Below are 20,290 nucleotides of genomic sequence, written 5' to 3'. Positions count from 1 at the left end.
TCAATAACGCTAACAGCAATATGTGAACAACCATCTACGAAAAGATGGTTGCGCATCTTCTATCTACACAGTTCCAATTTTAAATACTGCTATGCAAAACTACGCAAACAAAACCGTAATACAGACAATTTCTATAAAGTTAGTGAATCAGTATCTTTAAATACGTCATTATTCACTAATAGAAACAACCTCTGCAGTCGGGCGAACTTGTTCTCCGCCTTCAATAGCGTGCATATACACATCGAGAAGCGCTTCTTGTTCCTGACGGTCCGCTTGGTCCATTTTACGCAAGGAAATAACTTTACGAATAATCTTCGGATCAAAGCCCGTGGCTTTAGCGCCTGCGTATATCTCCTTAATATCCTCTGCAATACCCTTCTTTTCTTCTTCCAAATTTTCGATCCGCTCCACTATGGATCTTAGTTGCTCACCGGCAATACCACCTGCTTGTACCATTCTCATTTCAACGGATATTTCCGCTGCCTTCTATAATTTATAAATACTCTATCTAATCATAGAGCTAATTTTGTACATCATTAGCCTACAAATATGGCTCTTAGATATTCAATAAGTCCTTTTCCAAGAGATATAACTAACGCTCAATGCGCTCAATAAATCCGCGCAGCTGTTCACCAGCAACACCACCTGCTTGAACCATTCGGTTAACTCCCTTGGGTAATCTCAAAATTGGCAGCACTATAGGCCTCCACCCATAGCGGTTCAATCAAGTTTTTTGTTTACCGAAATTTGTAATGAAGGCAGAGTATATCACCGTTAAGGGGCTTATGAATTTATGCATTCTATATCAGATATTTTTGTAGTTGGTGGGGGTATAAACGGCGCAGGAATTGCGCGCGATGCAGCAGGCCGGGGGCTTAAGGTTACCCTTGCTGAAAAAGATGACCTTGCCTCGCACACATCTTCAGCCAGCTCAAAGCTTATCCATGGCGGCCTTAGGTATCTTGAGCATTACGAATTCAAGTTGGTAAGAGAATCGCTTATTGAGCGGGAAATACTGCTTCAATCAGCACCACATCTTATCAGGCCTATGCGGTTTATTCTGCCACATCATAAAGGCCTGAGGCCTGCATTTATTTTGCGGCTAGGACTTTTCCTTTATGATTACATCGGAGGCAGAAAACTTCTCCCTCCTACGGAGGTCAGAGCACTTAGGAAGCACACCAGCGGTGCGCCCCTGAAAGAGCGCTATACAAAAGGTTTTGAATATAGCGATTGCTGGGTGGACGACGCGCGTCTTGTTATACTTGCTGCGCGAGATGCCGAAAATAAAGGGGCCAATATCCTAACCCAGCATGAAGTGATTAAAGCCACTCGGGAAAATAGGATTTGGCACATAACTGTGCGGAACAGCCAAAATGAAGAAACTACATATAAGGCAAGAGCCCTTGTGAATGCCGCCGGCCCATGGGTTGATGATATCGAAGCAAAATCCTCCCCCGCGCCTGACAGCCGCAAAAACATTCGCATGGTGAAAGGTAGTCATATCATCGTACCGAAAGTCTATGATGGGGCACAAGCCTACACGTTTCAGGGGGGTGATAACCGCGTGGTGTTTGCTATCCCTTACGAAGAAGATTACACCCTTATCGGTACTACAGATGTACCTTTTGAAGCTGATCCCAACTCCGTGAAAATTAATGACACAGAAAAAGAATACCTGTGCCAGCTAGCCAGTAACTATTTCCGCCGTACGATCAAACCGGAAACCATAGTGTGGAGTTATTCAGGGGTTCGCCCCCTCGTTGATGACGGTGAGAAAAATGCCTCAAAGACAACCCGGGATTATGTGCTTGAGTTAGATACAAAAGAGAATGCACCGCTTCTCAGCATATATGGCGGCAAAATTACCACCTTCCGGCATCTGGCCGAAGAAGCGCTGGAAAAACTGAAGCCCCTTCTTGGGTTTGATGAAGGTACTTGGACCAAAGATGCCCATTTACCTGGCGCTGTTGGCCTTAATTATGCGGATATGGATTTCTTCAATACACGCATCAAGCATGATTATCCCTTCTTGCCGCGCGCCCTTCGCCTGAGGTTCATTGAAGCATACGGCAATGATATCCACAGCATTCTTGAAGGTTGCACTTCTATTGAAGACATGGGCCAGCATTTTGGCGCCTGTCTTTATGAGGCAGAATTGAAGTTTATGCGGGACAGAGAATGGGCCACTTGCGCTGAAGATGCGCTATGGCGCAGATCAAAATTAGGGCTGCGTTTAACCGCTGCTGAAATCGAAGACGTGGAAAACTGGTTTCAGGGTAAATAAAAAAGGCCGCCGATGGCGACCTTTCCTTCATTCAATTAAGCTTCACCGCGTGCTGCTTTATTTTTCACAACGCTTTCATTCATCAATACGAGCTGTTCTTCAGTTGCAGGCGATTGATATGCCTTTTTATACTCACCATAAGGCATACCGTAGATACGCTCACGGGCTTCATCTTTGCTCACGTCAACACCTGCGTCCGCCGCTGCTTCAGCATACCAATCAGATAGACAATTACGGCAAAACCCACCATAGCCCATCAAATCAATATTCTGCACATCTTTTCGGTCATCCAGATGCTTCAGGAGCCGGCGAAATACTGCTGCTTCAATTGCTTGTTCTTTACTCATTTATCTGCTCCTAAAAATATTCACGTTTCATCAGATCAGCCCGCCCCATACATTCATCAAGGCATTCTGCAAGAAGTGCTGCCCACTGGGTAACCATATTATCATCCGCAAGCAAATCCTGCCGGATTTCAATAGTGGTTTGCGGCAAACCTCGATCAGCCCCATGCCGCTGCATGGTATAATATAGCTCCTGTCCTGAATATGGCTCGTTATCCCCAATGGTAAGATCTGTCTCTCGCTCAAGAAGGCCTATCATCGCTTGCGCGAGCCGTTGATCCTTGTTCCACAAGAAACCGATCTGCCAAGGTCTGTCGAAACTATCCATATGAGAAGTAAAGCTGTGCATGCCAATCACGATCGGGTTAACGCCTGCTTCCAGATGCCGTTCAATCACCGCATCTGCTGTTTGGTGGAACGGATCATAAAAAGCCTCTTTACGGCTTTGAATATCTTCAACACTCAGATTTTGGTTTCCCGGAATGAGGGTACCGTCACTTTCAAGCGGAATAAGCGTGGTGTGATCGGGTTCGCGGTTCGCATCAAGTACAAGCCGCGAAGCCTTAGCTACCACAGCAGAAACGCCCATCATTTCGCACATTTTGCGAGTAACGGCTTCCGCGCCAATATCCCATGCAATATGACGTTTCAGTTCCTCAGCGGGCAATCCCAGATTATTCAAATCCGCAGGGATATGATTGCTGGCGTGTTCACACAAAATTACCAAATTTTCCGTAGCGTCAGGATTGATGATTTCTGGCGCGTATGCTGCTACAGTCATAAGAAGGGCCTAACATATATGATTATTTAGTTTCAGTTGAAAAAATAACTGGACCTTTCGCAAGGTTTAAAGCAGCATGCGCAAAAATTAAAGCCCCCATATGCATGCAAGTTGAACTATAACCCCCCTTTCTGGAGGCAACATTGACCGCCTATACCCATACTGAGTTTTCCGCATTCCGACGTGAGCGTAAAACTCGTATTGTCGCCACCCTTGGCCCAGCATCAAGTTCTCATGAACGTATTAAAGCTCTCTTTGAAGCAGGCGTTGACGTATTCCGCCTGAATATGAGCCACGGTGACCATGCTGGCAAAGAAGACCTTGTAAAGATTATCCGCAGTGTTGAAGAAGAAGTTGGTCGTCCTATCGCCATTCTTGCAGACCTGCAAGGCCCAAAACTACGCTGCGGCACCTTCGCTGATGGTAAAGTCCTTCTTGAAGAAGGCCAACGTTTCACGCTTGACCTTACCGATGTACCGGGCACGAAAGAACGTGTTGGCCTACCGCACAAAGAAATCTTTGATGCAATTGAGGTTGGCACAAACATCCTTCTTGATGATGGTAAAATCCGCCTTGAAGTTACTGAAATCGAAGACGGTAAGGCCCACACAACTGTACTTGTAGGTGGTTATCTTTCAGACCGCAAAGGCGTGAACGTTCCCAATGCGGTTCTCCCGCTTGCTGCCCTTACAGAAAAAGACCGTGCTGACCTTGCTTTCGCCCTAAAAGCTGGTGCTGACTGGATTGCACTTTCTTTCGTACAGCGCTCTGCCGATGTTGCAGAAGCGAAGAAACTGGTTGGCGGCAAAGCTGCTGTTATGGCGAAGATTGAAAAGCCAGCAGCTGTTGATGCTCTGGATGAAATCATTGAACTGTCTGACGGCGTGATGGTGGCCCGTGGTGATTTGGGTGTTGAAGAACCTGTTGAAAAGGTTCCGGGTATCCAGAAGAAAATTATCCGTAAAGCACGCCACGCTGGTAAACCTGTTGTGGTTGCCACACAGATGCTCGAATCCATGATTCAGTCACCTGTACCGACGCGTGCGGAAGTAACTGATGTCGCAACAGCTGTTGCAGATGGTGCAGACGCTGTGATGCTTTCTGCTGAATCAGCTGTTGGTGATTTCCCATGTGAAGCCGTAGCTGTGATGGACCGTGTAGCAAAACGTGTGGAAGCTGAACCAGATTATATGGCAACAGGTCAGGAGCTGGCGAATGCCAATTCCCGCACAGAGGATGCGATTACAGCGGCTGCACGCCAAGTAACGAAATCGATCGGCGCTGAAGCAATCGTAACGTTCACCACATCTGGTGCCACAGCGATCCGCGCATCACGTGAGCGCCCAAGTGCACCAATCCTTACACTAACACCAAGCACACCTATCGCACGCCGCATGGCGATTGTATGGGGCTTGCACACAGTGAAGACCAAGGATGTAGATTCGTTTGAAGAAATGATTGGCAAAGCTAAGCGCATGGCGCTGCGCAGTAACCTTGCAAAAGCTGGTGACCGCATTGTGGTAACCGCTGGTGTACCATTCGGCACACCAGGCGCCACAAACGTACTTCATATCGCTTGGGTGGATGGTAGCGAGGTTTAATACCTTAAAGCAGGCCTCTCGCCTCTAAATCAGCAAGTAATTTTGCAGGGTCCGTAAAATGATGGCCCTGCATTTTTTTTGCCTCCGCTGCTTCCACATTCTCCAGCCGATCATCCACATAAAGAGTGGCTTCAGCATCAAGGCTGTATCGGTCTATAGCGATTTGGAAAATAGCCGGGTCAGGTTTCACAAGCTTTTCTTCGCCGGAAACCACAACACCTTCAAATAAATCTGTAAAAGCATATTCGTGGCAAAAGGGTGGCCATTTCTCCGCAGAGAAATTTGTAAGAGCATAAACACGGATGCCCCGCTCCACGAGTCTTTCAAGGATATGGACTGTTTCGTCTATCTGGCCACTGATAGTTTCTGTCCAGCGGGTATCATATACTTTGATAAGGTCTTCATACTCAGGGAAGCGCATAGCAAGCTCTGAGGTGCCTTCCTTGAAGCTTTTACCCTTATCATGCTCCGTGTGCCATTCAAGGGTCACTACGTCCTTTAGAAAACGATCTAATTCATCGCTATCAGGAATAAGCTTCTCATAAAGGAACCGAGGGTCCCAGTGCACAAACACATTACCAATATCAAAGAGTACAATTTTAACAGCTGCCATTGCTCAACCCCACAAACACAAAAACCGCGCAACTCTACATGAGAGTGCGCGGTTTAATCAATAATGCTCTGGCTAGTCTAGGATTAGCCTTGGCGCGCTTTAAAACGACGCTGAGTCTTATTAATTACGTATGTGCGGCCCTTACGACGAATCACACGGCAATCGCGGTGACGAGACTTTAGGGACTTCAGGCTGTTGCGAACTTTCATAGCGCGGGCCCTTCCTTAAACCAGTTAACAATTACACCGACCCAGAAAACCGGAAATCGGCGGGAACAACGAATCTGTTATTCCTCGAATCCATTGGCGGCGGAACATAAGGGGGGATGCCCAATCTGTCAATAGGTTGCGCCTCGTTTCATAGAAGAAAATGGTACTTTCAAAAGGAAGGCGCTTCCCGCCTTGGCAGAAAGCGCCTCAAATTCCCCTGTTAGATAGCAAGGGTAGTCCTCTCACGCATATGCGTCAGTAACATGATAGTACAATATCTGTACTAATTTTTCACGTTTTTTCGATACGAACCTTAGCGTTTCCCTAAGGTTTCCGTTAAGGTTCACAAACTTGCTGATTGACCAAAGCCCCTAAAAGGCGATAGGCAAAGGCAAATTACATTTATTGAGAAACCAAGCTCAGGAGCCACAAGCATGCTTATTTCAAGTGCGTTTGATAGTGGAAATATCGAAATTATTAAGGCGGATGACCCGTCAGATGTGCGACTCGCAATTCGTAAGGACAATAATTCCGATTTTTATCAGTGGTTCCACTTCCGTGTTTCCGGTGTGGAAGATACCCCTTGCAAGCTGACAATCGAAAATGCAGGTGGTGCAGCTTACGCCGAAGGCTGGGAAGAATATAAAGTTTGCGCTTCCTATGACAGAGAAAGCTGGTTCCGCATTGAAACTGAATATGACGGCACCACCCTTTCATGGGAAATTGAACCGGAGCAAGACAGCCTCTATTTCGCGTATTTTGCACCATTTTCTATGGAACGCCATGCGGATATGATTGCAGAGGTTTCAGATAGCCCTCTTGTTTCCACAAGCGTCCTTGGCCACACACTAGATGGCCAAGATCTTGACCTTGTAGAAATTGGCTACGGCCCAGAAGGCCGGAAGAAAGTATGGCTTATCGCCCGCCAGCATCCTGGTGAAAGCATGGCAGAATGGTGGATGGAAGGTGCTTTTGATTACCTTCTTGATCAGGATAACCCGGTTGCCACGGCCCTTCTCGAAAAGTGCCATTTCTATATTGTACCTAACATGAACCCAGATGGTTCAAAACGCGGCCATCTACGTACAAACGCGGCGGGCGCCAATCTGAACCGTGAATGGGCAAACCCAAGCATGGATCGCAGCCCGGAAGTGTACCTTGTGCGTGAAAAGATGGCAGAGACAGGTGTTGATTTTCATCTGGATGTACACGGTGATGAAGCACTGCCTTATAACTTTATCGCAGGCTTCGAGGGCATCCCTTCGCTTACAGAAAAGCAGATGAAACTTCTGAAAATATATCAAGATCTGCTTTGCATCATCTCGCCAGATTTCCAGCAGGAATTCGGTTATGACGTTGATGCCCCAGGTTCAGCAGACATGAAAAAATGTACTGATTATGTGGCTGAAACACATGGCTGTTTGGCGATGACTTTGGAAATGCCATTCAAAGACAATGATGATCTACCAGATCCAGAATTTGGTTGGAGCCCACAACGTTGCCGCCACTTGGCACGCGCATGTATTGATACGCTCCACCATATGGTAGATGAGCTATAAGCTTAAAATAATTTAAAAAAATCAGCCTTAGTTAAATTGGCTAAGGCTGAAAACTTCATAGCCATCGCTTTCAAGCGCATCATGGCCGCCCAGATTCGCTAAATCGACCGCGAAGGCACACATAACAATCTCACCGCCAATACGCTCAATCAGCTTAACGCCAGCTTTTGCAGTACCACCAGTTGCCAACACGTCATCCACCAAAAGAACACGTTGTCCTTTTTGGATTGCATCACTGTGAATTTCTAAGATTTCCTCACCATATTCCAGTTCATATGCTTCAGAAATGGTATCAGCTGGAAGCTTCCCTTTTTTCCGGATAGCAACAAACCCGCACCGCAGGCGATCAGCAAGCGCGCCACCAATGATAAAACCACGTGCATCAATACCAGCCACCGCATCAATACGGTACCCAGTTAGTTTTTGCTGAAACTTATCCAGCAGTAAGCGAAAACCTTCCGCATCAGCAAACAGGCTTGTTACATCTTTGAACTCAATGCCCGGTTTTGGGAAATCCGGAATCGTGCGGATATATCCATCAATTCGTTGCTGTTCTATCACTTGCTGTCTCACTCATCATTACAGTTATTACCGCCTCAGTTCTTGATGCTGAGTTCCCATTAACTTTTGCTTACTCTACCCACAAGAATGTGTATTGCATTCGCAAGGGCAAAACTAAACAATCTCAAAAAACAGCGATATTTTTCCAATCGCACCCTAAATAAACTTTAGAATAGAGGCTTTCTAAACTGTTATCTATAAACTGATGCTACACATTTATTTCACAAACCCGTGTGTAAGCGCGCGCTTATTATCACCTAAAATTAGGTTTTCAGAACGCTGAGTTTAGGTAATCTTTTGTGGCAATGAAGCAGTTGACCAAAGAGCAGAAACTTGACACAAGCCACCAGATACCCAAACTGGTCTAAGGAAACGATGTAAAAAGTAATGGATTTGTCACCAGAAAATATCATCCAGCTACTGGAAAGTCTGGCGCATGACCCACTATTGCTGGGTTTAGCACTTGCTTTAGCCACCTTCGCTACAGAAGACGGTACCCTAATTGCTGGCAGCATTCTCGTTGGTATGGGAGTGGTTAGCCCGCTATTTGCCATAACAGCAATTGCCACAGGCATTTTGGTTGGTGATATCGGGCTTTACGGCCTTGGCTGGACAGCCAGAGATAATAATTATCTGCGTAAAAAACTGCCAATTGGCAAAACCAGAAAATTAAGACGCTGGTTAAAGGGTAAAGAATCGGGTGTTCTTTTCTTTTCGCGTTTCACACCCGGCACTCGCTTAGTAACCTATCTGACATTTGGTTTTTTGAAGCTATCTTTCACTCGTTTTGTGATTGTTATGGGTGCAGCGGCCATTGTCTGGGTTACAGCAATGGTACTGTTCGTCAGCGAAATCCAGCAGGCATTTTCTGAATACGGCAGTATCGCCAGTATTTCTGCAGCTGTTATTGTTGCCTTAGCCATGATCATCCTTATTCCTCGCTTTATTAAGACGTCAGGCCTATCAACCCAGTTGCCTGATCCTGCTGAGGAAAAAGAAGACCTACCATTACCCCCTAATTTTGAGACTTCACGTGGAAGCAACTAGCTTAAAAACACAACATAACAATGAACCACATGCTGGTATGCCTGCGCTTGATGCGTCAGCTGCTGATATCTCATGGTTTGAGTTCGCTCCATCGCATCTTTTTTATGCTCCAGTAGCGCTTTATTGCGGCTGGCTGATGCTGCGTCATATGGGCTTAACCCTTCCAACCAACACAAACCCACATTTGCCTTTCTCCGGTCTCGTTGGTGAAAGCAAATATGAAGTGATGGAAGAAATTACGGGCTCTGCGCGAGATTATGTTTCTCCGTATGTGAAATGCGTCCGATGGAGCGGTGATGGCGCTCTGAAGCGCAGCCTGAAGGACGCAAGGCAGGCAATGAAAGAAGCAGGCCTTGCCCTACCTCTTGTAGCGAAACCTGATATGGGCATGCGCGGGGCTGGGGTGCAACTCGTTAAAACAGATACGGAGCTTGATGCGTATATTGAAAGCTATCCGGCTGGCGCTGAATTTATGCTGCAGACCCTTGTGGATGAAGAAGGCGAAGCTGGGGTTTATTACATCAAGCATCCCGGCGAAGAAAAAGGCCAAATCATCAGCCTCACTCTTAAATATTTCCCTCGTGTGTATGGTGATGGCAAAGCTACGCTCCGGGAACTTATTATGGCAGACCCGCGCGCAGGCAAGGTACCGCACTTATATTTAGAGCGGCACAAAGATCGCCTTGAAGAAGTTATTCCTTCCGGTGAAGCAATTAAACTGGCGTTTGCAGGCAACCACAGCAAGGGCACTATTTTCAGAAACGGCAACGAACATATCACCGAAGGTATGGTGAAACGTTTCGACGAAATTGCCAAAACCATGAACGAATTCCACGTAGGCCGTTTTGATGTACGCTTTGGAAGTTTTGATAAGTTCCAGAATGGGGAAGATTTCAAAATCATAGAAGTGAACGGTGCTGGTGGCGAGCCAACACATATATGGGATTCGCGTACAACCTTATGGCAAGCCTATAAAACGCTGATGCAGCAATATGGGCACTTATATGCTATTGGTGCAAAAAACAGGAAGCGGGGCCATGCCCCTACGTCATTGAGAAAACTTGCAAAAGCTTGGTGGCGTGAAAAACAACTAACAAAACAATATCCGATAACACACTAAATCGCACAACTGGGGCATAACCAGAACTAAAGGAAGAGAGAGCATCATGGATTTTATTAAGAAACATCATGAATGGGCTTTAGTTATTTTTATGGTAGCAATTTTGGGGGGCAGTCTACCTTTCAAATTTGAAATCCTGGAGGCTGCAGAACCTCGACATATTTTTACTACAATCGGCACCTGGCTTGGTATGGATTGGTTCTCTCAGTACGGTGCGATAATCACTGGTGTGATTGAACTTGCTGCTTCAATTTTGCTGATTATCCCAAATCTGCGCCTATACGGTGCGATTCTGGCCGCAGGCACAATGGCTGGTGCGATCTTCTTCCACCTTTTCAGCCCACTTGGCTGGGTAGTACGCTTTACAGATGAAGCAGGTGTAGAGCACGTGGATGATACACTCGCTAATACTGCTGTGATCGTTTTGATTTTCGCACTTTACATGATGTATCGCCGTCAGGATGAAATTTTGGCGCTGCTTGGCAAGAAGCCAGAAGCGACAGAAGCATAAACAAAAAGGGGCGCTACGAAGCGCCCTTTTTTAGACCTGTTTTCAACAGAATAATTATTGGCCGTTAACGATCCGGTGGTAATCCTGAGCAGCTGATTTATTGATCTTCGCCTTTTGCATCAGGCCCACAAAGGCTTTTGTATCACCTGCATAGAGAACTTCCCGCACAGCCCCTAATGTTAACCCTGTTTCAAGAGCTAGCATGCTTTCCAAAAAGGCCAAACAACCACGGCCAGCGATATCTTTCACCAGATCATGGGTAAGTCTGCCAGAACGTTTCAGGTCGATAACATAAGCATGCACCTGTGTTGGGCTGGCTTTTTCCAGCTGCCGCCACATCGCCTCAAACATGCTATTACCTGTCACTTCCTCGGCAACAGACCGATCAATACTGTAATGCTCCACAAGTGCCGCTCTGCACTCGGCAGAGACCTTATGCATGATCATTTCAACAGTAGACAATGGAAGATCTGTGCGGCGGGAAAGATGGTCCATCACACCTTGGTTTTCCGCATGTTTCTTAACCAGAATATCGCAGGTTTGATCTGATAGCGTGATATGGTCATTCCGCACCACATATGTGGCAGTTTTATCAGAACCCACCGTTACAATCGCCTGACATGTCTGAGGCCCCAAGTCAGGGCGACGTGCGAGCGTTATATGAGCATATTCTTCAAGATGCGGTACGAGACCCGCAAGCTGCATATCAGTGAACGCCAAGGTGGACGCAAGAAACGGGCACGCCACACTTTCTACATCAGACGCCAATTTGGCCGCCAAGTCATAAGGCAGAGCATTGCATGTACGAAGTTCGAAAGCGAGTGTTTCACGCACTTGCAGCGCGATATCCTGCGCCAGCATTCTGGCAACATTTTCCACTGTAGCGCGCTCTTCTTCAGAGTGCTCATCACGTAAAAATGCAGAAATACGCTTGGCAAGAACAACCTTCTCAAGCGTTGCAGCATTTACAATGTCTACAGTGTTTAAACTCATTAACCCGCTCCAAAACATCCGGAACATTCAATGTTCCGAAACAAAGTATGGCATTCTTTAACTTTATAAAAGCTGAATCATTGGATAAAATTTTTCTCTATCCAGTTTTACACTTCAAACCCTTACACAGTATAAAGTTATGCCGCTTTTTTACCTTCCGGCAAATAGTTTGCCTTCGCAATCTTCAAGTATTGAGGTGCATACTTCTTATCAACATTTGCCATCTGCATCAGACGAACAAATGCAGCTTGATCTTCAAGACTGAGCATTTCCTTCACCCGCCCAGTTGGCAAACCCGCTTCAAGCGCAAGTGCGCTTTCAAGGAATGTTAAACACCCGCGATTTGCCACTTTGATAGTCAGTGGATGATTAAGCCGTCTTTCATCTCTTAAATCTGTTACATAGCCGTGGATCTGGCTTGCTGTAGCCCCGGCTACTTTCTGCCACATAGCTTCAAACTGAGTATTTTCAGCCAACTCATCCGCCACCACATTCTGAATAGAATATGTTTCAACAAGCATATTCCGACAGTGGGTGGAGACTTTATTCACAATCTTTTCGATAATAATCAGCGGTAAATCATTACGAGCCGAGAACTGATCCATCACCCGCACATTATCCTGAAATCTGCGCACCAAGATGCTGCAGTTTTTCTCAGGCATTTCTATTCTGTCATTTCGGACAAGGTTGGTAACACCTTGTTCAGAAGACGACTTAATCAGCGCTTCCTGCACATCCTCATTCAGGTCTGTCCGGCGCGCGATCGCTGCACGGGCATATTCTTTTAACTGGGGGATTAACCGAATAAGTGTTGCTGTGGAAAAAGCATTGGTTTCTTCTAAAAACGGGCTGGAAACCGGCTCAATATCCCGCGCAATTTTCTCAGCCAGATCCGGCGCTAAATCATCGCACTTGCGAAGTTCAAAAGCTAAAGTTTCACGCACATATCGGCAAACATCTTCGGCAAGTTTACGGGCAGCGGCTTCCACAGTTGTGCGTTCCTCAGCATTATGGTCACCACACAAGAACTGGCCTACCTGCTTGGCAAGAAGCATCTTCTCTAATTTCGCTACATCTACCAATGCATTCTTTCCCGCATTCACCAGTTTATTTCACTTACGCCTGAAGTGACTTTAATTCCGATTCAATTGCCCGATGAGAGAAAGAATAGTCAGATAAGATTGTTAATTAGTCAACTTATGGATAAATTTTTATCTATCATAGATAGAATCATTTTAATAAAATTGTTTCTAAATCGCTTCAAAGAATTGTTTCGCCGCACCAATATACCAGGGAATGTCAGCATACTTACAGTGGAAACCCACGTGCCCTCCTTTCGGAAGCACGACGGCCCCGGCTGCTACATCAGATGGCCAATTGGCATCTCTATAATCTTCAACAGGTATCCAAGGGTCATCGGCGCTATGAATAGCTAGAACAGGTTGTTTAATATCTGCGATAACTGATTTACAGGAAATACCCGAATAATAATCATCAGCCCCTTTAAAGCCGAAATATGGGCCAATGATATATTCGTCAAACCCTCGGATAGTTTTAATATCCTCAAGAGCAATATCATGCGTTGGCGATTTTGTACCTTCCAGGTCAGCTCGCATATTCTTAACGAGATAATCCACATAAACACCGTTTCTGCGGCGCTCCAGTTTTTGCTGACTGGCTGACAGATCAAGGGGTGCAGATACAGATACACCAGCAATTAAATCAACAGGCAATTCGCCTTCACCTAAGGTCCGCAGCAGCAACTGCCCACCAAGCGAAAAACCCATAGCATAAATCTTATTCTCAGGATGATGCTTATGAACCGCAGCAAGAACAGACCTAAGATCTTTTGTTAACCCCGCACTATAGGGAGGTTTTGAAGTTTCCCGAGAGGGCCCAACACCCCGAGCATTCATACGGAATACATGCCAGCCAAGCTGAGAGAAAGCTAGAGCCGTCTCTTTCATATAGTGGCTATCTTCGTTCCCACCCAAACCGTGGATTAATACTAAAGATTTTTGCACTGAAGGTATTTGAGGCTCTGTAACCGCAACACTTATGGCCTCTCCACTTTCAAGCGGTGCATAAAGGCGGTTATGCATCTCAACTACAGGCTTATTACGAGAAAAGCTATTACGGACGGTTTGAAGATCAGCCCCCAACCATGGGAAACGCTGTTTGAAAGGCGGCAATAGATCACCGCCCTGTTCTTTTAGAAATGCCTGTAAACCGGCGCCAACAATCTGCACTCTGTTTTCCCTTAAAAGCTACACGCTTTATTTAAGGGGCAACAACATCAAATGCAAAAGACTCTTTCACTGGTGCTCTCATTGTGGCTTCTTCTTCAAGCAGTTCAATATGAGCTTGAACGCATCCTTTTGCCGCTTCAATCAGACGAGGCGTAAGATCCACATACAATTTTTCAACGATCTTTTCTGGGCACTTAAGGCCTTCGGCCATACAATCCGCTACCTGTGCATGCCGCATCATACGGTGTTCGCGCACTTCGTGTATACGACCATTCGGATTATCAACAGGATCACCATGGCTGGGTAGCATCAAGGACGCTTCACAGGCTTCCAACACATTCAGGCTCTGTAGGTATTCACCAAGGTGCCCAAGAGGCGGTACAACGACAGTTGTTGACCAGCCCATTACATGATCACCGGAAAAGAGAACATCCTTATTCCACAAACGGTAACACATATGGTTTGGGAAGTGCCCCGGCGTGTGAAGTGCTTCAATACGGTAATCGCCTTCACCCAACATCTGGCCGTGTGAAAGCGCCTCATCAGGAACGAAATCTTCGTCAATATCTTCATCAGTCAGCGCAAGAATATCTTTAGAGAGCGCACCAAAGCCATATGTTTTTGCCCCGGTAATTTCTTTCAGTGGATTAGCCGCTGGACTATGGTCCAAATGTGTGTGGGTAACAAGAATACCTTCAACACCGCGCCCGTTCACCGCTGCCAAAACCGCATCAATATGCTTTTGGCTATTTGGGCCTGGATCAAGTATCCACACAGCCTCTTCACCAATCACATATGTGTTTGTTCCGGGTCCGGTATAATCTTTTGGATTATCTGCAAGCACGCACAAAATGCCGTCCGCCACCTGTCTGATCAAACCATATTCCGCGTGTTTACGCAGCTCTTTTGCCACTAACGGACTTGCGACAGCCGGTGGCTTATTGCTGGTATTTAGTTCCGACACTCTACCCTCATACTGAATAACAATTCGAGTTCCCTAAACCATATGCGACATATATTTCCCATGAAACAGTAACCATTATTCACAGCTTGGTGAAGGTACCCCAAATCTCATACCACAGCAGGTTTGATCCTGTGAAAAATAATAATTTTCAAACTTTTAGTTCCATTTGATTTTTTTTTGGGCCAGCCTACGATCTTTCGAAGCGTTGCAGCCTGGGGAGGATAATTGTGGCGGACCAAGTTTCTGGCGGCGTAGCCTTAATTGATGCACTTATTGCAAACGGTGCAGACATCGCGTTTGGAGTTCCGGGTGAAAGCTACCTTGCCGCTCTTGATGCCCTACATGATACCGAAGATAAACTGCGTTTTATTACCTGCCGCCACGAAGCAGGCGCAGCCAACATGGCCGAAGCTTATGGTAAAATGACAGGCAAGCCCGGCATTTGTTTCGTAACGCGCGGCCCTGGCGCCACCCATGCTTCAATTGGCCTTCACACCGCTTTTCAAGACAGCACCCCCATGATTATGCTCATTGGGCAGGTTGCTGCTGATCAGGTAGAGCGAGAAGCTTTTCAGGAAATCGATTACCGTAGGTTCCTTTCTGAAGTAACCAAGTGGACTGCGGAAATTAATGATGCCTCGCGTATTTCCGAATATATTGGCCGCGCATTCAGGGTTGCCACGTCAGGCAGACCCGGCCCTGTTGCACTAGCCCTTCCAGAAGACATGCTACGTCAACTATGTGCACCTCAGAAAACAGTGCCATACACCGCAGCCACTGCACACCCTGGAGCCGCTGATCTGGAAAACATGAAATCCATGCTCCAGAACGCGAAACGTCCCTTTGTACTTGCAGGCGGCAGTGGATGGTCAGCTGAAGCTGTTGATATGCTGCAAAAATTTGCAGAAAAGAATAACTTACCTGTCGCCGCGTCCTTCCGCTGTCAGGACAGAATGGACAATCGTCACCCTAATTATGTGGGAGATATGGGGATCGGCGCAAATCCAAAACTTGTAAAACGCATGCAGGACGCTGATGTCATTCTAGCCCTTGGCCCTCGCTTAGGGGAAATGACAACAGACGGTTATGGCCGGATATCAGCCCCTGTTCCTGAACAAACTCTTATTCACATGCATCAAGGTGCAGAAGAACTTGGCCGCGTTTACCAACCTGATCTCGCGATCAATGCCACACCAACAACACTGCTCTCCCTTATCAAAGACTGGGACATCAGTAGCACAAATTGGGCAGATCATGTGATAGATGCAAAAAACGAATATACAGAATGGCAAAAGCCACTCCCAAATCCGGGGGATGTGCAGCTAGCTGAACTTTATGCTCATATGCGTGAAGATTTACCTGCCGATACTATCTTCTGTAATGGTGCTGGTAATTACGCCAGTTGGCTCCACCGCTTTTATCAGTATAGAGGGTTCCCAACCCAATTAGCGCCCACATCTGGCGCTATGGGATACGGTGTGCCTGCGGCCATCGCAGCCAAAATCATTTCACCGGAAAAAACAGTGGTTTGCTGTGCAGGCGATGGCTGCTTCATGATGAGTGTGATGGAGCTTGCAACAGCTGCTCGTTATGGGGCGAATGTGATTTTCCTCGTGTTCAATAACAGCATGTTTGGCACTATTCGTATGCATCAGGAAAAAAATTATCCTGAGCGTATTTCAGGCACAGAGCTTACTAACCCTGATTTTGTGCCTATGGCTGAAAGCTACGGCTTTCACGCCGTTCGTGTTGAAAAAACTGAAGATTTTGCGCCAGCGCTGAAAGCTGCACAGGCATCCGGCAAGCCAGCTCTTATTGAAGTGATGGTAGATCCCGAAGCCATTGCACCCACCGCAACTATCAGTTCCCTCAGGCAGATTTAACAATAAAAAAGGCAGCTTAAGCTGCCTTTTCTTAATCAGGATATTAACCACCCCAACTGCGACCACCTCGACTTCGGCTTTTTGAAGCTCTGGCCTTTGGACGAGTGCCAAACCCACCACGGGAAATCACTGCTGTGCGGTTCAATACTTTTGCTGGTTTCGGTTTCTGGAACGATTCCTTATTCACACGGTGTTGGATACGGCCATTCGAATCCCTATAGGTTTTAATATAGTCACCGTTCCACGTAGCCCTACGGCCATAGCGTGTTTGATAATAAGGTGTAGAATAATAACCGCCACCATAGGAAGGTTGGTTTAACAAGCTGGAAATAATATAGCCGGTAAAAAATGGTGACCAGAACGACCCGCCATTATGATTTGTACGTTGCTCACACTGCCCTACACCAAATTGCTCTTCACACAGACCGACCTTATCATAACGCGGCGCACTGCTATCATGAGTTTCCTTTGCCTTATCGTAAGCATCCTCGCACTGCTGATCGCTGAACACTCCAGCAGAAAGGCAACTCTCAAGGTCTTTATAGGATTCAACCTCTTCCCGTTTATCGCCATCACCACAGGCTGCAAGCGTTGTAGCACTACCAACGGCCATCAAGGTGAGGGAAAGTTTTTTAGCTCTCTTCATAATTCACCTCTTAATATGTCATGCTGCCCGCATTAATCAGGCCAACAACAATTGAAACACCTGCAATTTTAATAGCGGCAGCGATTTCACCTTGCTCAATACGTTCAACAAGTTTTGGATACACAAGCTTACGCAGCAGAACGAACGTTAATACCTGAACAACCAGCGCAATGGTGGCCCAAACCGCAAAATCAATCAGACTTAACGAGTTATCAAGCGCGCTATAAACCGGGATACCAAACCCCAGCATTGCACCCACAAATGTTGTAGCAGCTGCCGGATTATTATTCTTAATAAGCTCAACTTCATCATAAGGAGTTACCCAGCTATATATCCGTGCAAAAGCAGCTAACGCCACAATTGCTGCACCGAAATACATTAGAAACGGGAGCACCCCCTCAACTGAATCATAGATTACATCCATCATCATTTACCTCGTTACTTTCCCTAGATTGAAATATCATTAGGAGAAAGAACGGCGCCGACCATCAACGTCACGCTCTCATCCCCTTGATCTGTTTTTTCATGTGTTACAAGCAAGCTTTCTTCTTGCCCATCCACTTCGCGACCAAACAACATGCATTGCTGTTGAATCCCATAATTTTCCGCACCACCTTCATCCAGATAAACAGTTTCATGAAACTGTACAGGCTCTGTCGGGCCATCCCCATCAAACCAAACACGCTTATATTCAACACCATCCAGTGTGTAGGTATCCGCTTTCAACTTTGCAATTTCTGCCTCAAGCGCCGCTTCATTTGCAGGTTCAATACTGTCGTAAACACTAAACAGGCTGATTTGCTGCACGCCAAAATCATGCTTGCCATCACCACCCATGATCTGAAGTAATTCATGATTATCCGTATAAAAACGGTGTAACCATACGCCGTCTTCAAATGGTACCGTGCCTTGCCCCGTTATCGTTAATGAAGGTGTAGATAATTTCATTCGGTGATCCGCGCCCAGAAGAGAAATCGCCAAAGGATCAATCACTACTGTGCGACCAAAGGAAATATCGTGAATAACCGGCAACACAGGTTCTTTCATCTCGTCTTTTTTGTTTTTGAAAAAATCAAACAACCCCATTTTATGCTCCTCGCCAATTAATATCGTTAGGATCTAATCGTTTGTCAGCGATGTAAAAGAAAGTATCGCCAGCATGTAATTCTTTTATAGATCTGGGATCGTAAATTGGTTGTGCAACTTCTTTTGGCTTCACAGAAATCAGTGTAGCTCCTGCCTTTTCAATTAATTCCTTTGAAAGTTGCGTTCTTGAAATACCTGCTTCTCCTTCAGGTACATCCATTCGAAATGCTGCCACGCCGCTCTGCGCTGACATCAAATCCGATAAAAACGCGTTTGAACCAGGATCTGTAAGTTCGCGTGCAACCATTTCCACACTGGAAGAAACCACGATCTCTGCATCACAGTTACTACCCAACAGCTGCGCTTTCTCAGCACTTGAAAAGAAACACACTACATGTGCGTCTTTATTCAGTGCTCGCACCGCAAGTACCGCAGCAAGCGTAAGATCATCGGTATCTGCATAAACGATAACACGGGCGGCATATTCTACTGCAGCACGCTTGAGATCATCAAAACTTGATAGGCTTTCCGTTTTGATAAATCGCCAATCAGGATTACTTGGCACATCTTTCTTACTTATAAGAACAAGTGGCGTATCATCACCATTTGAACCAGCCTTAATTTCCGCCACCATTTTACGGGTACGCTGAGGGTGATAGCCCACAATAACAGTAGCGCCTTCAAGCTTTGAGTAATCACCCATGCCGTTCGCCTTTTTTTTAAAATATTGAGAAAACCCACTCACAGCCTTACCAAGAACAACGGTAAAAATAGTTAAACCACCTGGCAGCATGAATAGAATAAAGAATAGCCGGCCACTCTCAGAAACAGGGCTGTAATCGCCGTACCCCACTGTCGAAACAGTGGTGAAATAATAGTAAGCAAACACGCCATCAGCCAACAAGCCGGCCTCGCCCAGCATCATAAAACCGAAATAACTAGCCATATAATGAAGCACGGCAACAAGCGCGAGAACAGACCAATCGAGCTCAACGCACTTTAAATAAATCTTTGAAAAAAGCACCCCAAGTGCGGACACAATTTCCTCCCCGAAAAAATAACCCATTTAGGGTTGCACAATTACCGCTTAACACATATATTTAATTCGCGAAAGGGGTTCGCGAACATTATTTTCAATTTATCGATCACAAATTGAAAAGATATCGGAAGAAAAGGCAGATGCCCGCAAAGACAAATGCAGCTACACGCAGAAGGCAACTTATGAAGGAGAAAAACCTTCATAAAGTAGAAGTATATGTGCCTGAGCGCATGAAAAAGCAACTAAAAGATACGGAACCAGCCCTAAGAGAAGGTTCTGCCATCTGTGTTTTCCCACCCCATACACTTACGCAAGAAATGATGACAAGCAAGGGATCTAACTTCATGACTGATGTATCACCATGGACAGCCAAAGCACTTTTCGAAGAACTCAGCTCTTCTGATTTATTCGATCAGGACGCGATCAGCCTCAAGCTCGTGGAAGGTATGAACCCTTCTATTGAAATTACATACACTGACCTAGACCGCACAGCTATCATGGCAGTCCACGGCGAACAAATTCTTGTTTCGCTCCTGATTTGCCCAATCGCAGACGTTGCAGACCAAACCGCTTTGAACGAACAACTTCTGAAAGCACACAAATATCTGCCTCTCAGCACAATTGGCATTACAACGATTAACGGTCAGGACTATTACGAATTGTTTGGCGCACTCTCTTCCCGCTCATTATTAACAAGTGTTGCAACAGAAATTGCAGCCCTTGCTGAAAATTATGAAGAAGTCGTATCTGCATTCGTTGAAGTAGCAAACGCTGCCTAAGCCCATAATAAGAAAAGA

The 20,290-nt window shown here is 46.0% G+C and carries 22 protein-coding genes; 8 read left to right on the top strand and 14 right to left on the bottom strand.

Annotated elements, in window-relative coordinates:
- Nucleotides 1–168: 168 nt before the first annotated feature.
- Nucleotides 169–456 carry a DUF2312 domain-containing protein gene (locus KFE96_RS04905; RefSeq protein ID WP_255834875.1) on the bottom strand — a complete coding sequence of 96 codons (288 nt, stop codon included), beginning with the start codon at nucleotides 454–456 and terminating at the stop codon, nucleotides 169–171.
- Nucleotides 457–793: 337 nt separating this feature from the next.
- On the opposite strand from KFE96_RS04905, the gene glpD reads away from it, so the two are divergent.
- Nucleotides 794–2,287, top strand: a complete 1,494-nt coding sequence (glpD, locus tag KFE96_RS04900) for a glycerol-3-phosphate dehydrogenase (protein WP_255834874.1) — start codon at nucleotides 794–796, stop codon at nucleotides 2,285–2,287.
- Between the two features lie 35 nt (nucleotides 2,288–2,322).
- Here the strand turns inward: glpD and KFE96_RS04895 are convergent, their stop codons facing one another.
- Nucleotides 2,323–2,634, bottom strand: a complete 312-nt coding sequence (locus KFE96_RS04895; protein WP_255834873.1) for a DUF1244 domain-containing protein — start codon at nucleotides 2,632–2,634, stop codon at nucleotides 2,323–2,325.
- Nucleotides 2,635–2,644: 10 nt separating this feature from the next.
- Nucleotides 2,645–3,412 carry an N-formylglutamate amidohydrolase gene (locus KFE96_RS04890; RefSeq protein WP_255834872.1) on the bottom strand — a complete coding sequence of 256 codons (768 nt, stop codon included), beginning with the start codon at nucleotides 3,410–3,412 and terminating at the stop codon, nucleotides 2,645–2,647.
- 143 nt (nucleotides 3,413–3,555) lie between these two features.
- On the opposite strand from KFE96_RS04890, the gene pyk reads away from it, so the two are divergent.
- Nucleotides 3,556–5,013 carry a pyruvate kinase gene (gene pyk / locus KFE96_RS04885; RefSeq protein ID WP_255834871.1) on the top strand — a complete coding sequence of 486 codons (1,458 nt, stop codon included), beginning with the start codon at nucleotides 3,556–3,558 and terminating at the stop codon, nucleotides 5,011–5,013.
- Between the two features lie 4 nt (nucleotides 5,014–5,017).
- Here the strand turns inward: pyk and KFE96_RS04880 are convergent, their stop codons facing one another.
- Nucleotides 5,018–5,626, bottom strand: a complete 609-nt coding sequence (locus KFE96_RS04880; protein WP_255834870.1) for an HAD family phosphatase — start codon at nucleotides 5,624–5,626, stop codon at nucleotides 5,018–5,020.
- Between the two features lie 83 nt (nucleotides 5,627–5,709).
- The gene (ykgO, locus tag KFE96_RS04875) at nucleotides 5,710–5,835 is read right to left on the bottom strand and encodes a type B 50S ribosomal protein L36 (RefSeq protein WP_191251113.1); all 126 of its coding nucleotides are present in this window, start codon (nucleotides 5,833–5,835) and stop codon (nucleotides 5,710–5,712) included.
- Between the two features lie 434 nt (nucleotides 5,836–6,269).
- Between ykgO and KFE96_RS04870 the strand changes: the two genes are divergently transcribed.
- A complete protein-coding gene (locus KFE96_RS04870) occupies nucleotides 6,270–7,394 on the top strand; it encodes a M14-type cytosolic carboxypeptidase (protein WP_255834869.1) in 1,125 nt (374 codons plus the stop codon).
- Nucleotides 7,395–7,421: 27 nt separating this feature from the next.
- On the opposite strand, the gene KFE96_RS04865 is transcribed toward KFE96_RS04870, so the two are convergent.
- Entirely contained in the window at nucleotides 7,422–7,955 is a 534-nt protein-coding gene (locus KFE96_RS04865) for an adenine phosphoribosyltransferase (RefSeq protein ID WP_247015730.1), read from the bottom strand.
- A 387-nt stretch (nucleotides 7,956–8,342) separates the two neighbouring features.
- On the opposite strand from KFE96_RS04865, the gene KFE96_RS04860 reads away from it, so the two are divergent.
- From KFE96_RS04860 to KFE96_RS04850, 3 genes are read left to right on the top strand one after another with little or no spacing between them, the layout of a single operon-like run.
- Nucleotides 8,343–9,002: a DedA family protein gene (locus KFE96_RS04860; RefSeq protein WP_255834868.1), complete on the top strand. Its 660-nt coding sequence runs from the start codon at nucleotides 8,343–8,345 to the stop codon at nucleotides 9,000–9,002.
- Nucleotides 8,989–10,122 carry a hypothetical protein gene (locus KFE96_RS04855; protein WP_255834867.1) on the top strand — a complete coding sequence of 378 codons (1,134 nt, stop codon included), beginning with the start codon at nucleotides 8,989–8,991 and terminating at the stop codon, nucleotides 10,120–10,122. Before KFE96_RS04860 ends, KFE96_RS04855 begins: the two co-directional genes overlap by 14 nt.
- A 46-nt stretch (nucleotides 10,123–10,168) precedes the next feature.
- Nucleotides 10,169–10,633 carry a DoxX family protein gene (locus KFE96_RS04850; protein WP_255834866.1) on the top strand — a complete coding sequence of 155 codons (465 nt, stop codon included), beginning with the start codon at nucleotides 10,169–10,171 and terminating at the stop codon, nucleotides 10,631–10,633.
- 54 nt (nucleotides 10,634–10,687) lie between these two features.
- On the opposite strand, the gene KFE96_RS04845 is transcribed toward KFE96_RS04850, so the two are convergent.
- The 4 genes from KFE96_RS04845 to KFE96_RS04830 form a co-directional block, all read right to left on the bottom strand.
- Entirely contained in the window at nucleotides 10,688–11,626 is a 939-nt protein-coding gene (locus KFE96_RS04845; RefSeq protein ID WP_255834865.1) for a DUF2336 domain-containing protein, read from the bottom strand.
- Nucleotides 11,627–11,763: 137 nt separating this feature from the next.
- Entirely contained in the window at nucleotides 11,764–12,729 is a 966-nt protein-coding gene (locus tag KFE96_RS04840; protein WP_255834864.1) for a DUF2336 domain-containing protein, read from the bottom strand.
- 147 nt (nucleotides 12,730–12,876) lie between these two features.
- Complete coding sequence (locus KFE96_RS04835) at nucleotides 12,877–13,875, bottom strand: YheT family hydrolase (protein ID WP_255834863.1); 999 nt, start codon at nucleotides 13,873–13,875, stop codon at nucleotides 12,877–12,879.
- Between the two features lie 31 nt (nucleotides 13,876–13,906).
- Nucleotides 13,907–14,839, bottom strand: a complete 933-nt coding sequence (locus KFE96_RS04830; protein WP_255834862.1) for an MBL fold metallo-hydrolase — start codon at nucleotides 14,837–14,839, stop codon at nucleotides 13,907–13,909.
- Nucleotides 14,840–15,066: 227 nt separating this feature from the next.
- Here KFE96_RS04830 and KFE96_RS04825 point away from each other — a divergent pair, with 227 nt between their 5' ends.
- A complete protein-coding gene (locus tag KFE96_RS04825) occupies nucleotides 15,067–16,722 on the top strand; it encodes a thiamine pyrophosphate-binding protein (protein ID WP_255834861.1) in 1,656 nt (551 codons plus the stop codon).
- Nucleotides 16,723–16,765: 43 nt separating this feature from the next.
- On the opposite strand, the gene KFE96_RS04820 is transcribed toward KFE96_RS04825, so the two are convergent.
- Genes KFE96_RS04820 through KFE96_RS04805 form a run of 4 tightly spaced genes read right to left on the bottom strand, consistent with a single transcriptional unit; the run spans nucleotide 16,766 to nucleotide 19,493 of the window.
- Nucleotides 16,766–17,368 carry a DUF1190 domain-containing protein gene (locus KFE96_RS04820; protein WP_255834860.1) on the bottom strand — a complete coding sequence of 201 codons (603 nt, stop codon included), beginning with the start codon at nucleotides 17,366–17,368 and terminating at the stop codon, nucleotides 16,766–16,768.
- 10 nt (nucleotides 17,369–17,378) lie between these two features.
- On the bottom strand, nucleotides 17,379–17,798 hold the full coding sequence (locus tag KFE96_RS04815; RefSeq protein ID WP_255834859.1) for a DUF350 domain-containing protein: 420 nt from the start codon (nucleotides 17,796–17,798) through the stop codon (nucleotides 17,379–17,381).
- Between the two features lie 17 nt (nucleotides 17,799–17,815).
- Entirely contained in the window at nucleotides 17,816–18,454 is a 639-nt protein-coding gene (locus tag KFE96_RS04810; protein WP_255834858.1) for a DUF2491 family protein, read from the bottom strand.
- Between the two features lies 1 nt (nucleotide 18,455).
- Nucleotides 18,456–19,493: a potassium channel family protein gene (locus KFE96_RS04805; RefSeq protein ID WP_255834857.1), complete on the bottom strand. Its 1,038-nt coding sequence runs from the start codon at nucleotides 19,491–19,493 to the stop codon at nucleotides 18,456–18,458.
- A gap of 140 nt (nucleotides 19,494–19,633) precedes the next feature.
- Between KFE96_RS04805 and KFE96_RS04800 the strand changes: the two genes are divergently transcribed.
- Entirely contained in the window at nucleotides 19,634–20,272 is a 639-nt protein-coding gene (locus KFE96_RS04800; RefSeq protein ID WP_255834856.1) for a DUF2170 family protein, read from the top strand.
- Nucleotides 20,273–20,290: the final 18 nt, after the last annotated feature.

The sequence above is a fragment of the Kordiimonas sp. SCSIO 12603 genome (assembly GCF_024398035.1).
Classification (GTDB): Bacteria; Pseudomonadota; Alphaproteobacteria; order Sphingomonadales; family Kordiimonadaceae; genus Kordiimonas.
This window is presented reverse-complemented; position numbering and strand designations above follow the sequence as displayed.